This window comes from Streptomyces sioyaensis (assembly GCF_004122735.1).
GTDB classification, from domain to species: Bacteria; Actinomycetota; Actinomycetes; order Streptomycetales; family Streptomycetaceae; genus Streptomyces; species Streptomyces sioyaensis.
The window spans coordinates 23,555-38,810 of record NZ_SDIF01000064.1; the positions used below are offsets into that span (position 1 = coordinate 23,555).

The window sequence follows — 15,256 nt, forward strand, 5'->3', positions numbered from 1 at the left end:
CTACGGGGAATCAGGGGCGGACCTGGACCGCTGGGGTCTCGCCCGCGCGCGGGACGGCCTCGCGGCGGGCAGCGGGCGGGCGCGGTCCGGGTCGAGGAGCGGGGCGAGCAGATCACCGTGGCGGGCGAGGCGTGCGGCGATCTCGCCGAAGAGGAAGGTCAGGTGCCGCGGGTCGGTGCAGTCGGCGATCTCTTCCCAGGTGACCGGGGCGGAGACGGTGGGGGTGTCGCGGGCCCGCAGGGTGTAGGCGGCCGCGGTGGTCTTGGCGGCGGCGTTCTGGGAGAAGTCGATGAAGACCTTGCCGGGGCGCAGCGTCTTGGTCATCTTGTGCACGACGAGTTCCGGGAGGGCCGCCGCGGCCTCGACGGCGAGGGTCTTGGCGTAGGCGGTGGTCCGCTCGGCCGGGGTGGGCTCGACGGGCACGACGAGGTGCAGGCCCTTGGCCCCGCTGGTCTTGGCGTGGACGTCCAGGCCGTCGGCCGCCAGCCGGTCGTGCAGCCACTGGGCCGCGGTGCAGCACTCCACGATGGTGGCCGGGGCTCCGGGATCGAGGTCGAAGACGAGCCGGTCGGCGATGCCCGGTGCCCCGCACGTCCACTGCGGGGTGTGCAGCTCGACGACCAGGTTCGCGGCCCAGACGAGCGAGGGCAGGTCCTGCAGCAGGACCTGGCGGGTGGGCCCGGACGTCGAATGGGGGACCTCGCACGTCTTCACCCAGGAGGGTGCGCCGGGCGGCACGTTCTTGGTGAAAAAGCGCTGGCCGTCCGGCCCGTCGGGGTAGCGCAGGAAGGACAGCGGCCGGTCGCGGAGGTGGCTGAGCAGCGGACCTGCGGTGGTGGTGCAGTAGTGCAGCACCTCACCCTTGGTGGTGCCGGTCCCCGGATAGAGGACCTTGTCCAGGTTGGTCAGCGAGAGGCGCCGCCCCTCCACGACGGTGATCGGCGACATACCATGAGAATCCCACACAAGGGATGAAAGATGCGTTCTATCTGGAATGGGTCCATATCGTTTGGCCTGGTCACCATCCCGGTGAAGACCTACAGCGCCACCGACCGCACCTCGTCGGTCTCCTTCGTGCGCATTCACGAGAAGGACGGTGCACCGGTCCAGTACCGGAAGATCTGCGAGCTGGACGGCAACGAGGTCCCGAACGAGGAGGTCGGCAAGGGCTATCAGCCGCCCGGCGACGACACCATCGTGCCGATCACCGACGACGATCTGTCACAGCTGCCGATGCCGACCGCCAAGACGCTGTCGATCCTGTCGTTCGTCGACCCCACCGAGATCGATCCGCTCCAGATGGACAAGTCCTACTACCTGGCGCCCAACGGAGCGTCCGCCGCCAAGCCGTACACCCTGCTGCGGGAGGCGCTGGAACACCACCGGAAGGTCGCGATCGGCAAGGTGGCGATGCGGGGGCGGGAGTCGCTGGCGATGCTGCGGGCGCACGACGGGGCGCTGGTGATGCATCAGCTGCTGTGGCCGGATCAGATCCGGCCCGCCACCGAGGTGGTGCCCGACGACGTCGAGATCCGCGAGAACGAGATGACGCTGGCCGAGACCCTGATGGACTCCCTGGGCGAGCTGGATCCCGCCGAACTCCACGACGACTACCGCGAGGCCGTAGAGGAGCTGGTCGCCGCCAAGCTGGAGGGCACGGAGCCGGTCGCCCCCGCGCCCGCCGCGTCCGGCGCCCAGGTCATCGATCTGACGGCGGCCCTGGAGAAGAGCGTGCGGGCGGCGCAGGGCGGGGACACCGACGCGGAGTCGGAGTCGGCGTCCGTGACCCCCCTGCGGGGACGCAAGGCCGCGAAGAAGAGCGCGGCGGGCTCGGGCACCGCCAAGAAGAGCGGTACCAGGCAGCAGGCCACGGCCCGGAAGACCGGCGCGGCCACCAAGAAGGCCCCCGCGAAGAAGACGGCGGAGACGAAGACGGCAGCGAAGACGGCAGCGAAGAAATCCGCGGCCGCGCCGAAGACCGCCGGCGGGCGGACGAAAGCGGCCTCGGCCGCCGCCCAGTCCACGTCCTCCCGCGGCACCGCGGCCGCCACCTCCGGGAAGTCGCAGAAGAGCACCGCCAAGAAGACCGCCGCCAAGAAGACCACGACAAAGAAAACGGGCAAGCGCTCGTCCGCATAGGGCCGTCGGGTCGCCTCTCCCGTGGGCGGGAGCGCCTCTCCCGTGGGCGCCCGTTCTAGAGTCGGGGTATGGCTTCAGACGAGGGGACCACCCGCATCGACAGCTGGATCTGGTCCGTACGGCTCACCAAGACGCGCTCGCTGGCCGCGGCGGCCTGTCGTGCCGGGCACGTACGGGTCAACGGTGAGCGGGTGAAGCCGGCACACGGTGTGCACAACGGCGACGAGGTGCGGCTGCGACACGCCGGCCGGGAGCGGATCGTGGTGGTCTCGCGGCTGGTGCGCAAGCGGGTGGGCGCGGCCATCGCCGCGGAGTGCTACGTCGACAACAGTCCGCCTGCTCCGCCGCGCGAGGAGGTCCCGGTGATCGCGCTGCGCGACCGCGGCACCGGCCGCCCCACCAAACGCGAGCGCCGCGAGATCGACCAGCTGCGCGGTCACTGACGCGACCGGGTCCGCGGTTCGGACGCCGGGCGGCCGCGGAGCGCGTGCCTAGGGTCTGTCGTTTGGATCAGGCCGGCGGCAGCGCGTCGAGATAGACCCACTGGCCGGCCTCGCGGACGAAGCGGCTGTGCTCGTACTGGCTGTCCGCGTGGCCGTGCAGGGTGTAGTGGGCGCGGAATTCCACCGTGCCTTCGGTGTGGAAGGCGCTGCCGCCGGTCGTGCCGAGGATGTCGAGTCCGGTCCACCGCTGCGCCGGGTCGAGATCGAGGCTGCCCGGCCGGGTCGTCGGGTGCCAGGTGCGCAGCAGATATCCGGTGTCACCGACGGCGAAGGCGCTGTACCGCGAGCGCATCAGGCGCTCCGCGGTCGGGGCGGTGGCCCGTCCCTGGTGGAAGGCGGCACAGCAGTCGCGGTAGGTCGCGGCGCGCCCGCAGGGGCAGGGCGAGGCGGGAGCGACGGGGGCCGGGCGGCGGGGCGTGTTCTTCGGTTTCGGCACCCCACGATTGTGCCGGGTGGGCCGGAGCCGTCCGCGACACGCCCGGCATTCGCCGGAGCAGTCCGCGACACGCCGGGCATCCGCCGGAGCGACCCACGCGGAAGGTGCGCCCATCTAGGGAATTTCAACGATAAATCACCCAATTGCAGCTTTTGGTGGCTTGATCCGTGCTGTGAGGCTGGAAGAACTCATGGTGACCGTCCCCACCACCCAGGAGAGAACCCCCCATGATTCTGTCCATTTCCGGCGTCGTCCTGCTCGGTGTCATCGTCTTCCTCTTCTTCCGCAAAGACGGCCTGAAGCTGTCCCACGCCCTGGTCTCCGCGCTCTTCGGGTTCTACCTCGCCAGCTCCGCCATCGCGCCCAGCATCAAGGCCGGTGGGGCGAGCCTGGCCAACCTCCTCGGGGGGATCAAGATCTAGCCCGTCCGCGGTTCTCGTCCGGAGTTCTCGTCCGGATCTCCCGTCCGGAGTTCTCGTCCGGAGTTCTCGTCCGGAGTTCTCGTCCGGCGCCACCCCACCGGTCCCGCCCGAACGGGCCGCGCCTGCTCCCGTCCGGGCGGCTCCGTGCGCAGCCCGTTCCCCGGCTCGCCGCCCACACCGAGCCCTCACGACCACCGCACGAGCAACAGGAGAAGACGTGGCCCGGCGCCCCCTGCCCCGCATCCTGACCAGCGGCCAACCCCTCGCCCGCATGACCAACAGCGCCTCCCTCGCCCGCAGCCGCGAACTGGCGCGCACCGCCGCCGACAGCGCCTCCGACGTGTTCCACCCGCTGATCATCATCGCCCGGGGGCTGCGCCGGCTGGGCGCGGCCGGCCGTGGACGCTGGGTCGCCACCCCCAGGGAGCACCGCGGCCCGATGGCCTTCTTCGTCGGCGCGTGCGTACTGGTCGTGTGCCTGGTGCCGTACGGGCCGCTGCTCGCCCTGATCACGCTGATGGGTGCGGGGGCCTGGGCGGGGCGGGAGCGTACGCCGGTGGAGACCGGCCCCGGCGAGGCCGCGACCGAGCGGCTGCGCGCGCTGTACGAGGCGCTGGTGCCGTACCTCTCCGTCGACGGTGACCCCAGCCCCCTGTACGCGCCCGACGGTGACTGGGAGCGGGCCTTCCCCGAGTACGCCTTCGACGACAGCGGGCGGCTCGAACGGCTGCAGCTGAAGTACCCGGCGTACTTCACCGACGGCGAGGACTGCGCCCGGGCCCGCATCGAGCAGGTGCTGTACGCCAAGGCCGGACGCGGCCGGGAGTACCACTTCGCCTGGGACGAGCTGACCAATCAGCTCACCCTGACCGCCCTGGGCCCGCTGCCCACCGACATCGCCGCCCAGCGCTTCGTCACCTCGCCGGGCGAGCTGGTGCTCGGGTTCACCGACCCGGACTTCGTCCAGCGGACCCTGCCGGTCACCGGCGGGGAGGAGACGCGGGATGCGCCGCCGGTGGTCTGGCGCACCGGCCCGCGCTCCACCGAACCGCATCTGCTCGCCCTGGGGCAGCCGGGGACGGGCGCCACGACGCTGCTGCGCTCGCTCGCCCTCCAGGCGCTGCAGCACGGCGATGTGCTGGTCATCGACGGCGGCGGCACCGGCGAATACGGGTGTCTGGCCGGGCGCCGTGGGGTGCTGGGCGTGGAGAGCGGGCTGGCGGGGGCGCTGGCGACGCTGGAGTGGGCCTCCCACGAGACCGAGCGGCGGCTGATCGCGGCGAACCGGGCGCGGCAGGCCGGCCGGCCCGCGCCGGACGACACCCGCCGACCGCTGTGGATCATCGCGGACCGTCCCACCGCGCTGGCCCACATCGCGTCCGCGGAGGGCCGGGAGGATCCGCAGGAGTGGCTCCAGGTGCCGCTGCGGCACGGCCGGGCCGCCCATGTCACGGTCGTCGTGGCCGAGCATTTCGAGAGCGCGGAGCTGCTGAGCGAGCCGGTGCGGGCGCACACCAAGGCCCGGGTGGTGCTCGGCCCCGCCACGGCCGAAGAGGTACGGGCGGTGCTCGGGGCGCCGCCGCACACCACGCCGATCGCGCAGGTGCCGCCGGGGCGCGGCTATGCGCGCCTGGGGACTGCTGCCGTGCTGCGGCTCCAGGTGCCGGCCACTCCCGACCCGCTCGACGACGCCACCGGCCAGGCACACCGCGAGGCCGTCCTGGCGCTGCTGCCGGAGCGTACGGTCCCGGCCGACGGAGCCGGTCCCGCCGAGCCGGTGGACGCACCGCAGCCCGTGGACGTGCACAAAGCGGGAGACGTGCGCACGGCGGGAGAGGGCCGCTCGGCGGGAGACGTGCGCAAGACGGAAGACGTCCGCGCCGCGGGGGACGCCAAGACGGGAGACGTCCGCAAGCCGGAGAACGTCCGTAAGCCGGTGGACATCCGCAAGCCGGTGGACATCCGCAAGGTGGGCGCCCGGAAGTCCGGGGGCGCGGCCGCCGTGGAGCCGGCGGACGGGCCCGCCGCGGCCGAGGGGGCGACGCAGGACGGGGAAGACGGGTCCGCCGGCGAACCGGTGGGGGCGGCCGTCCGCGCGGCACACGGCAAGGGCGGCGAACCCCGGGTGGTCAACGGGTCGGCGGACGCGTCCCGGCCGGAGGGCTGAGGCTCAGCCGCCCGGCGGCCGCGTACCCGCCCGGCGGTCAGGCCACAAAGGCGTGCCGGGTCTCCGTCTCCACCGGCGCACCCGTCGCGACCAGCCGCGCGGCGCCGGCCAGCCGTACCGCGGCCTCGTCGGCGACGGCCCCGCTGACCGTGAACGGCAGCCGTACGAAGCCCTCGAAGGCACCGTCGACACCGAACCGCGGACCGGAGGGCACCCGCACCCCGAGCCGCTCCCCCGCCTCGGCGATCCTGGAACCGGAGAGTCCGCCGGTACGCGCCCACAGCGTGAGCCCGCCGCGGGGAACGCTGAACTCCCAGTCGGGGAGGTGCCGTTGCAGGGCTCCGACGATCGCGTCGCGGTTCTCGCGGGCCTGCTCCCGGCGGATCTCGACGGCCTCTTCCCAGCCGCCGCCCTTCAGGAGCGAGGCGATGGCGAGCTGTTCCAGGACCGGTGAGCCCAGGTCGGAGTAGGCGCGGGCGGCGACCAGACTGCGGATGATGTCGGGCGCGGCGCGCACCCAGCCGATCCGCATCCCGGCCCAGAACGCCTTGCTCGCCGAGCCGACGGTGATCACCGCGCTGCCCGCGGGGTCGAAGGCGCAGACCGGGCGCGGCGGCTCGGGGTCCTGGTCCAGCTGGAGTTCGGTCATGGTCTCGTCGACGACGAGCAGCGTGCCGGCCGACTTGGCGGCGTCGACCAGGCGGCGGCGCTGATCATCGGTGGCGAGGGTGCCGGTGGGGTTGTGGAAGTCGGCGACGACATAGGCCATCCGGGGCGCGGCATCGCGCATCACCTGGCGCCAGACGGGGATGTCCCAGCCGGCCAGCCGCTCCCCGAGGGCCACCGGGACGAGCCGGGCGCCGGCGTCCCGCATCAGCTGGAGGATGTTGGCGTACGACGGGGAGTCGACGGCCACCCGCTCGCCGGGGCTCGTACACAGCCGGCAGATCGCGGCCACCGCGCCCATGGCACCCGTGGTCACCATGATCTGTTCGGGCATGGTGGGGATGCCGCGGGCGGTGTAGCGGTCGGCGAGGGCCTGGCGCAGGACCGGCAGACCGGCGGGGTAGTCGCCGTGGGTGTGGGCGTAGAGCGGGAGGTCGGCCATGGCGCCCTGGACGGCGCGGGTGAGCCAGGGCTCGGGGGCCGGGAGGGCGGCGCAGCCGAGGTCGATCATGGATCCGGCGGCCTCCGGGGGCAGCGGTTCCAGACCGCGGGTGGGCAGCGGGTTGCCGGCCGGGACGGCGGTCCAACTGCCCGAGCCGCGCCGGGACTCCAGGAAGCCCTCGGCCCGCAGCGCTTCGTAGGCGGCGGCGACGGTGGTGCGGCTGACGCCGAAGGCCGCGGCCAGTTCGCGTTCGGCGGGCAAGCGGGCGGCGACCGGTATCCGGCCCTCCAGTACGAGCAGGCGCACACCGTCGGCGAGGCTGCGGTAGGCGGGCAACCGGCGCCCGCCGACCGCGAGTTGTGCGTCGTACGGGTCCTGCGACCGGAGCAGGCGGGCGAGTTGGGGCGCGCCTACCGCTGAAGTCCACTGAGCCATGAAGATCAGTCCACCTTCCCCGAATTGGCTCTACTTCCCGAGCCCGGACATGCCACATGGTGTCACGCGTCGGTCCAATCCTGCCAGGAGGGGGAAAAGTCGTGTCCATGATCAAGGAAGCCGGCCCGGGGAGGGCCCTGATGGCGCGCCGGCTGTTCCAGCTGTACACGGGACTGTCGCTGTACGGCGTGAGCATGGGACTGATGGTCCGCGCGGGCCTGGGCCTGGAGCCATGGAGCGTGCTCAACCAGGGCATATCCCGGCATACGGGACTGACGATCGGCACGGTCACCATCGTGTCCGGGGCCCTGATCCTGCTGCTGTGGATCCCGCTGCGCCAGCGTCCCGGGCTGGGCACGGTGTCCAACGTGGTGATCCTCGGGCTGGTGATGGACGCGACGCTGGCCGTGACCCCGGAGCTGACCTCGCTGGGTGCCCGCATTCCACTGCTGGCGTTCGCCGTCGTCCTCAACGGCGCCGCGACCGGCCTCTACATATCCGCCCGCTTCGGCCCGGGGCCGCGCGACGGGCTGATGACCGGGCTGCACCAGCGCACCGGCCGCCCGGTGCGGCTGGTGCGGACCTGCATCGAGGTGACCGTGCTCGCGGTCGGCTATCTGCTCGGCGGGTCCCTCGGGGCCGGCACGGTGGTCTATGCGCTGGCCATCGGGCCACTGGCACAGTTCTTCCTGCGCCGCTTCGCGATCAAGGATCTGACCGGGGAGCCGTCCCCGGTGGTGGCCCGCGGAGGGACTTCACCCGAGCGCGCCATACTGCCCGAGTGACCTCAGCGATACGCCCCCGCCACGCCTATCTCGACCACCCCGCGCCGCTGCCCTTCGCCCACCGCGGCGGTGCCGCCGAGGGCCTGGAGAACACCGCCGCCGCCTTCCGGCGCGCGGTGGCCCTCGGCTACCGCTATCTGGAGACCGATGTGCACGCCACATCGGACGGACACCTCGTCGCCTTCCACGATCCGACGCTCGACCGCGTCACCGACACCCGCGGCGCGATCGAGGCGCTCCCCTGGCGGGCGGTGCGCCGGGCCCGGGTCGCCGGCCGCGAACCGCTGCCGCTGTTCGAGGAGCTCCTGGAGGAGTTCCCCGACGCACGCTGGAACGTCGACCTCAAAGCGGAGGCCGCGCTGCCGCCGCTGCTGGACCTGCTGCGCCGCACCAACGCCTGGGACCGGGTGTGCGTCGGTTCGTTCTCGGAGGCCCGGGTGGCACGGGCCCAGCGGCTGGCCGGCCGGCAGATGGCCAGCTCGCTCGGCACCCGCGGCGTGGCCGGCCTGCGCCTGCGCTCGTACGGCCGTGGCGTGCTGCCGCTCGACCGGCTGCTGGGCGCGGCGGTACGGCGCAGCGCGGTCTGCGTCCAGGTCCCCGAGCGGCAGTCCGGCATCCCGGTCGTCGATCCACTGTTCCTGCGCGCCGCCCACGCACTGGGCATGCAGGTCCACGTCTGGACGGTCAATGACGCGGACCGGATGACCGCACTGCTCGACCTGGGCGTGGACGGGATCATGACGGATCACATCGAGACGCTGCGGACGGTACTGACCGAGCGGGGGTGCTGGGTCTGAGCGGGGGTGCCGGGCCTGAGCGGGGGCGCCGGGCCGGGGCGGGGCAGCCACCCGGCGCCGCGCACCACGCGGCCGGCGCTGGTACGACTGGGCCAACAGCGCCTCTTCGACGACCGTGACGACCGGACCGACCGTCTTCGCCGACGAGTGCGGCCGACTGCTTCCTTCCGGATCCTTCCGGTCGGGGCACCCGTGTGGTTCTTCGCGCCGGTCACCGGCACCGGACCGGCCCTCGGCTCGACCGGTTTCGCCCCGCCGGCGAGGGGGCAGGCGGGCCGGGCGAGCGCGGCGGCCGGAAATCCAATGCCTGACCGGATTTAGTCCCAGGGCGTGCGGGGCGGTAGTGTACGCCTTTGGCTCACCAGGCGGACCGTTACTGCGCGCTCAACCATGCATGGCGCTGGGTGACATCTGCTGCCAGATGTGACAAACCGGGCAATGGTGGGTACAACAAGGGGCGGCACGAAGGAAGGCAGCGGCGCGCAGCGCCTCCATCATGGGCGGTGGTGGGCGACGGGTGGGCGCATCTCCCGATTGCGGGAATCTTCACCGCCGACCGGACGTTGACCGGATGACGACGACAGCGACACCTGTCCTGTGGGCGACAAGCCCGGGAGGCACGATTCATGAGTGAGCGAGCTCTCCGCGGCACGCGACTCGTGGTGACCAGCTACGAGACCGACCGCGGCATCGACCTGGCCCCGCGCCAGGCGGTGGAGTACGCATGCCAGAACGGACATCGATTCGAGATGCCGTTCTCGGTTGAGGCCGAGATTCCGCCGGAGTGGGAGTGCAAGGTATGCGGTGCACCCTCGCTTCTGGTGGATGGCGATGGCCCTGAGGAGAAGAAGGGTAAGCCCGCGCGTACGCACTGGGACATGCTCATGGAGCGACGCACCCGCGAGGAGCTCGAGGAGGTGCTGGCCGAACGGCTGGCCGTCCTGCGCTCCGGCACCATGAACATTGCCGTGCATCCGCGCGACACCAACCGCAAGTCCGCCTGACGGCGGGATTGCACCGAGCAGCACACAAGGGCCGGGGTCACTGCGCAGTGCAGTGACCCCGGCCCTTGTTCTGTCCGTTTCCGCGGCGCCCTCGTCCGGGTCCGTGTCCGCGGCTCCCGGCGCCCCGGGCGCCGGGGCGCTCAGCCGGTCAGCGGCGGGTCCTGGCGGCGCGGGGACGGCGGATCGTCGTCGCGGATGACCTCGCCCTGGACGACCTTGCCGTCCGGCCGGTGCATCCGGGCCTGCTGGAAGGCGTCACCGAACGAGCCCGGGGCGTACTGCGCCCGCCGGGACAGCAGCTTCTCGGCCCGGCGCTGGATCAGCTTCCCGGTCGGCGGGAACAGGCAGAGCAGCCCCAGCGCGTCGGACACCAGCCCCGGCACCATCAGCAGCAGTCCGCCGGCCATCGGGAGCGTATTGCCGCTGCCCGACGTGGCGTTGCCGGAGGACGCGGAGCTGCCGGGGGCCGACGGGTCGCCGCTGCCCTGCATGCTCTCGGTGAGCTTCTGCCAGGCGCGGCGGCCGGCCCGCTTGATCACGTAGCCGCCGATGATCACTCCGGCGATCAGCAACAGCGCGACCGTCAGTCCGCTGGTGGCCCCGGCGACCACGGTCAGCAGCCAGATCTCCAGCACCATCCAGGCGGCGATGCCCAAGGGGATGTACCGGCGGGCGCGCGAACGCTGGGGTGGCCGAGGAGTCGGCGAGGGCGTGGCTCCGAACGTCATGCCTCAAGTGTGCCTGGCCCGTCCCGTCGCCCTCCGTGAGGGTCGCGGGGCGCAACAAACTCCGCACGGTCCCGGCACGCCGGGCGGCGTCAGCGGCCGCGGATCTTGTTCACACGGGAGCCGATCCCCCAGGCGGTGACCCGCCACAGCGCCTCGACCACGATGTCGCGGCTCATCTTGCTGTCGCCCAGTTCCCGTTCGACGAAGGTGATCGGGACCTCGACGACGTGAAAGCCGGCCTGTACGGCGCGGCGGGCGAGGTCGACCTGGAAGCAGTAGCCCTGGGAGGCCACATCGTCCAGGCCCAGGCCCTTGAGCGCCTCCGTGCGGAAGGCCCGGAAGCCGCCGGTCAGGTCGCGCAGCGGCAGGTCCAGCACCAGCCGGGAGTACGTGCTGCCCCCGCGGGAGATGGCCTGGCGGTATTTGGGCCAGTTGACGGTGCGCCCACCGGGCACCCAGCGCGACCCGAGGACGAGATCGGCGCCCTTGAGGGCGGTGAGCAGGCGCGGCAGCTCCTCGGGCTGGTGCGAGCCGTCGGCATCCATCTCGACCAGCACGCCGTAGCCGTTGTCGATGCCCCACCGGAAGCCCGCGAGGTAGGCGGCGCCGAGACCTTCCTTGCCCTTGCGGTGCAGGACATGGACCTGCGCGTCGTCGGCGGCCAGCTCGTCGGCGAACTTGCCGGTGCCGTCGGGGCTGTTGTCGTCCGCGACCAGGACGTGCGCCTCGGGCACGGCGGCCCGCACCCGCGAGACGATCGGCTTGATGTTCTCCGCCTCGTTGTAGGTCGGAATGATCACCAAGGTGGTGCCGAGCGGACCGTATTGCCGCTGACCGTCTGTCACTGCTGCCCCTTCTCGTCCTTCGTGCGCCCGCGCCTGCCACTGGCCACCGCGGCGGCACAGGACAGAAGGCCCACGATAGCGAGCGCCCACTCAGGAGCGGCTCCGACGCGGTCGGCGAGCGTCGTTTCGTCGCGCAGCGGAATACGCGCGGAGACCACGCCTTGGGTGAACTCGGGGATGCGGTGGGTGACCGTGCCGTCCGGGGCGACCACCGCGCTGATGCCGCTGGTGGCGGCGGTGACCACGGCCCGGCCGTGTTCGACGGCGCGCAGCTTGGACATCGCCAGCTGCTGCTCGGGCTGGCCGGTGCGGCCGTAGGTGGCGTTGTTGGTCTGGATGACCAGGGCGCGGGCGCCGGCGCCGACGGTGTCGTGCACGATCTCGTCGTAGGCGACCTCGAAGCAGATGACGTCGCCGAGCCGGGCGGGGCCGAGCTGGAGCACACCGGTGTGGTTGCCGGGGTAGAAGTCGCGGGGCACCCGCTGGAAGCGCGTGATGATCTTGCTGAGCTGCTCCCGGAACGGGACGTACTCGCCGAACGGCACCGGATGCTGCTTGGTGTAGGAGGCGCCCGGGCCCTTCTTCGGGTCCCAGACGATGCCCTCGTTGAAGACGTACCCCTTCTTGGAGGGGTGGTCGACCAGGGCGCCGACGAGGACGGGCACGCCGATGGCCTTCACGGCCCGGTCGATCCGGTCGTAGGCCTGCGGGTACTGGAACGGGTCGAGGTCGGAGGAGTTCTCCGGCCAGATGACCAGATCCGGCTTCTTGGCCCGGCCGGCCTTGATGTCCGCGGCGAGCTTCTCGGTGGCCGTCGCGTGGTTGTCGAGGATCTTCATCGGGCGGCCCAGGAAGTCCATACCGGCCTGCTGGACATTGCCCTGGACGATCGCGATGTCCGCGGTGTCGTCGGCCTTCGTGGGGACGGGGACGGCGAAACCGGCCAGAGCCACCGCGGCGGCCAGCCCGAACGCCTCGAAGGCCGGCACGGCCCGGCGCAGGGTTCCCTCGCGGCGCAGCCCCCAGAGGGTGGCGGCGCAGGCGGCGGTCAGCGCACCGGCCAGCGCGACGGCGAAGGTCACCAGCGGGGCGCCACCGAGCGCGGCGAGCGGGGTGAACGGCGAGCCGGTGTTCGCGAACGCCAGCCGGCCCCAGGGGAAGCCGCCGAACGGGAGCCGGTCACGGGCCCACTCCTCGGCGACCCACAGGCAGGCGGTCCACAGCGGCCAGAGCGGCAGCCGCGAGGTGACGGCCAGCGCGGCACCCAGCAGCGTCACGAAGAGCGCTTCGGCGATCGAGAGACCCACCACCGCGTCCCAGCCGACGACATGCAGCCACTTCAGCAGGATCAGGAAGAACGGCAGCCCGAAGACGAAGCCCGTCCAGGCACCCTGGCGCGCGGTCCGGCCGCGGGTCAGCAGCGACAGCGCGGCGACCGCCGCCAGGGACAGCGGCCACAGGTCGTACGGCGGGAAGGCGAGCCCGAGCGCGAGGCCGGAGACCACCGCGAGGCCGGTGCGCAGCGCCTCACGGCGGGCCAGTGCGGCCAGCCGCCGGGCGCGCCGGGGCCGGGCGGTCACGGCGGTGGCGCCCAACTCGGCGGAGGGCACCGGGCCGTCGGGCGGGGTGCCGCTGACGGCTTCTTCGGTGGTATCGGAACCCGATGGCACGGTCGCGGGCCTTCCTGCAGGTCGTGCGGTAGTGAGCAGACCGTACATCGGGAGGCCCGGATTGCGGATGCGGGGTGCACAAAAGGTAAAGAAGGCCGCGGGCGGGCGCGCGGCGTGGTGCGGATAGGGGCCCGGCGCCCTTCGGGCCGACCTGGGACCCGCTGGCTGCGGGTCGACCGAAAGCCGTTGTCTACTGAGCGTCCGGGCCCCACCCGGGTCGCACCTTCCCCCAGGCTCTTGAGGAGCAGGGAGGGACCCCCATCCGGTCGAGAAGTTCCGTCGCCCCGTGTCGCTGGTCTTGGACCTGGCTCCCAGTGGTGGCGTGCCCAGTGGCACACCACCCCATGGCCCAGCTGCGTTCGACGACTGCGCGGAGGTCTCCCGGTCGGACGTCCTGTGGTGGACTCGGCCGAACCTACCGGCCGCCGACCGTCTGCTGTCAACAGGTGCTCCGCCTGCGTCGTTTCGCGTCGCCCCAGGTCAGCCCCGAGCACCCCCAGGAGAGCCAAGGAGCGCCAAGCACGGTCCGCGGCGGCACCTGCCCGCGCGATGTCACTCGTTCGGCGGCCCGAAGACCGTTCGCCCGCCGACGACCGTGGTCAGGCACACCGGGAGGTCGTTGCCGGGGGTGAGATCGGGCAGGCCGGGGGTGCCGGAGCGGGGGTCGGTCGACCAGCGTTCCACCCGCTCGTCGGGCGCCTGGACGATCAGCTCGCCGGTGCGCCAGACCGCGTAGTCGGCGGGCGCGCCGGGCACCAGGACGCCCGCGTCGTCGCGGCCGACGGCGCGCCAGCCACCGCGGGTGTGGGCGGTGAACGCGGCGCGCGCGGAGATGCCGTGGGCGCGGGTGCGGTGGAAGACGGCGGCGCGGACGGTGCCCCAGGGGTCGAGCGGGGTGACCGGGCTGTCGGACCCGAGGGCGAGCGGGACACCCGCCTTGAGCAGCGCGGCGTACGGGTTGAGGGTGCGGGCCCGGTAGGCGCCCAGGCGGGCGGCGTACATCCCGTCCTCGCCGCCCCAGGCCGCGTCGAAGGCGGGCTGGACGGAGGCGGTCAGGGCCAGCTCGGCGAAGCCGGCGATGGTGCGCTCGGTGAGCATCTCGGCGTGTTCGACGCGGTGCCGGGCGGCGCGGATCCGCCCCAGGCCGACGCGCTCGGCGGCGGCCCGTACGCCGTCGACGACGCTGGTGAGGGCGGCGTCCCCGATGGCGTGGAAACCTGCCTGGAGCCCGGCTTCGGTGCAGGCGGCGACATGGGCGGCGACGTCCTCGGCCCGCAGGTGCGCGACGCCGGTGTGGCCGGCGTCCGTATACGGGGCGTGGAGGTGGGCGGTGTGCGACCCGAGCGAGCCGTCGGCGAACAGATCGCCCGCGGCGCCGATCGCCCCGAGCTGGCGGATCCGCTGCGCGTCCTTTGCGGATGCGACCACCTCGGCCCAGTAGCCGACCACCCGCGGGCCGGCCCCCTCCCGGGCGAGGGCGAGCAGCCCGGTGAAGTCGTCCTCACCGGAGATGTCCGGGCCCGCGCACTCGTGGAGGGTGCCGATACCGAGCGCGGCGGCCCGGGCGAGCGCGGCGGCCTGGGCCTCGGTGCGCTGGGCGGGGGTGAGGGTGGCGTACGCGGCCTTGCGCACCGCGTGGTGGGCGTCACCGGTCATCGGGGCGTCGGCGCGGAATCCGGTGCGTTCGCGCACGCCGGGCACCAGATCCAGCAGCGCCGTCGTCACGACCGCGGAGTGCACGTCGACCCGGGTGAGATAGAGCGGGCGGCCGCCGGTGGCCTCGTCCAGCTCGGCGCGGGACGGCGGCCGGCCCTCCGGCCAGGCACCGGCGTCCCAGCCGTGCCCGAGCAGGACCCGGTCCGCGGGGCGGGCGTCGGCGTAGGCACGGACCCGGGCCAGCGCCTCGGTCAGGGTGCCGGCACCGGACAGGTCGAGCCCGGTGAGCGCCAGCCCGGTCGCCGTGGTGTGCACATGTGCGTCCGTGAACGCCGGAGTGACCAGCGCACCATCGAGCTGCACGACCTCGTCGACGCCGTCGGCGAAGGAGTCGGCCGCCCCCTCCTCGCCGACCCAGGCGATGCGGTCACCCTCCACGACCATGGCGGTGGCGAAGGGATCAGCGGGGCTGTGCACCTCGCCACCGCGCAGCAGGACAGTGCCGGGCCGGGCCGGGCGGGAAAGGTGCTGCCGGGCCGGGCGGGAAAGGTGCTGCCGGGC

At 72.8% G+C, this 15,256-nt stretch carries 14 protein-coding genes; 7 read left to right on the forward strand and 7 right to left on the reverse strand.

Annotation, left to right across the window (positions count from 1 at the left end; all coding sequences use genetic code 11):
- Positions 1-948 carry a non-homologous end-joining DNA ligase gene (ligD, locus tag EST54_RS21295; protein ID WP_129249245.1) on the reverse strand — a complete coding sequence of 316 codons (948 nt, stop codon included), beginning with the start codon at positions 946-948 and terminating at the stop codon, positions 1-3.
- Between the two features lie 30 nt (positions 949-978).
- On the opposite strand from ligD, the gene ku reads away from it, so the two are divergent.
- Together ku and EST54_RS21305 are read left to right on the forward strand one after the other, a co-directional pair.
- On the forward strand, positions 979-2,139 hold the full coding sequence (ku, locus tag EST54_RS21300; RefSeq protein WP_129249246.1) for a non-homologous end joining protein Ku: 1,161 nt from the start codon (positions 979-981) through the stop codon (positions 2,137-2,139).
- Positions 2,140-2,207: 68 nt separating this feature from the next.
- Positions 2,208-2,582: an RNA-binding S4 domain-containing protein gene (locus EST54_RS21305; RefSeq protein ID WP_129249248.1), complete on the forward strand. Its 375-nt coding sequence runs from the start codon at positions 2,208-2,210 to the stop codon at positions 2,580-2,582.
- A 67-nt stretch (positions 2,583-2,649) separates the two neighbouring features.
- Here the strand turns inward: EST54_RS21305 and EST54_RS21310 are convergent, their stop codons facing one another.
- Positions 2,650-3,078 (reverse strand): YchJ family protein, encoded by a 429-nt coding sequence (locus tag EST54_RS21310; RefSeq protein WP_129249250.1) that lies wholly within the window; start codon positions 3,076-3,078, stop codon positions 2,650-2,652.
- 227 nt (positions 3,079-3,305) lie between these two features.
- On the opposite strand from EST54_RS21310, the gene EST54_RS21315 reads away from it, so the two are divergent.
- Together EST54_RS21315 and EST54_RS21320 are read left to right on the forward strand one after the other, a co-directional pair.
- Positions 3,306-3,500 carry a hypothetical protein gene (locus EST54_RS21315; protein WP_006601706.1) on the forward strand — a complete coding sequence of 65 codons (195 nt, stop codon included), beginning with the start codon at positions 3,306-3,308 and terminating at the stop codon, positions 3,498-3,500.
- Positions 3,501-3,717: 217 nt separating this feature from the next.
- Positions 3,718-5,667, forward strand: a complete 1,950-nt coding sequence (locus tag EST54_RS21320) for a hypothetical protein (protein WP_129249251.1) — start codon at positions 3,718-3,720, stop codon at positions 5,665-5,667.
- Positions 5,668-5,704: 37 nt separating this feature from the next.
- Here EST54_RS21320 and EST54_RS21325 read toward each other — a convergent pair whose 3' ends face one another.
- Positions 5,705-7,210: an SCO1417 family PLP biosynthesis transcription factor gene (locus EST54_RS21325; protein ID WP_129249253.1), complete on the reverse strand. Its 1,506-nt coding sequence runs from the start codon at positions 7,208-7,210 to the stop codon at positions 5,705-5,707.
- A 107-nt stretch (positions 7,211-7,317) separates the two neighbouring features.
- On the opposite strand from EST54_RS21325, the gene yczE reads away from it, so the two are divergent.
- The 3 genes from yczE (at position 7,318) to EST54_RS21340 (ending at position 9,796) form a co-directional block, all read left to right on the forward strand.
- Positions 7,318-7,995, forward strand: a complete 678-nt coding sequence (gene yczE, locus EST54_RS21330; RefSeq protein ID WP_239012776.1) for a membrane protein YczE — start codon at positions 7,318-7,320, stop codon at positions 7,993-7,995.
- A complete protein-coding gene (locus EST54_RS21335) occupies positions 7,992-8,792 on the forward strand; it encodes a glycerophosphodiester phosphodiesterase family protein (protein WP_129249255.1) in 801 nt (266 codons plus the stop codon). Before yczE ends, EST54_RS21335 begins: the two co-directional genes overlap by 4 nt.
- 626 nt (positions 8,793-9,418) lie before the next feature.
- Positions 9,419-9,796: an RNA polymerase-binding protein RbpA gene (locus tag EST54_RS21340; RefSeq protein ID WP_006601711.1), complete on the forward strand. Its 378-nt coding sequence runs from the start codon at positions 9,419-9,421 to the stop codon at positions 9,794-9,796.
- Between the two features lie 140 nt (positions 9,797-9,936).
- Here EST54_RS21340 and fxsA read toward each other — a convergent pair whose 3' ends face one another.
- The 4 genes from fxsA to EST54_RS21360 all read right to left on the reverse strand — a co-directional run bounded on the left by fxsA (position 9,937) and on the right by EST54_RS21360 (position 15,190).
- On the reverse strand, positions 9,937-10,524 hold the full coding sequence (gene fxsA / locus EST54_RS21345; RefSeq protein WP_129249257.1) for an FxsA family membrane protein: 588 nt from the start codon (positions 10,522-10,524) through the stop codon (positions 9,937-9,939).
- Between the two features lie 89 nt (positions 10,525-10,613).
- Positions 10,614-11,369, reverse strand: a complete 756-nt coding sequence (locus EST54_RS21350; RefSeq protein WP_129249259.1) for a polyprenol monophosphomannose synthase — start codon at positions 11,367-11,369, stop codon at positions 10,614-10,616.
- On the reverse strand, positions 11,366-13,039 hold the full coding sequence (gene lnt, locus EST54_RS21355; protein ID WP_129249261.1) for an apolipoprotein N-acyltransferase: 1,674 nt from the start codon (positions 13,037-13,039) through the stop codon (positions 11,366-11,368). Before lnt ends, EST54_RS21350 begins: the two co-directional genes overlap by 4 nt.
- A 552-nt stretch (positions 13,040-13,591) precedes the next feature.
- Entirely contained in the window at positions 13,592-15,190 is a 1,599-nt protein-coding gene (locus EST54_RS21360; RefSeq protein WP_129249271.1) for an amidohydrolase, read from the reverse strand.
- Positions 15,191-15,256: the final 66 nt, after the last annotated feature.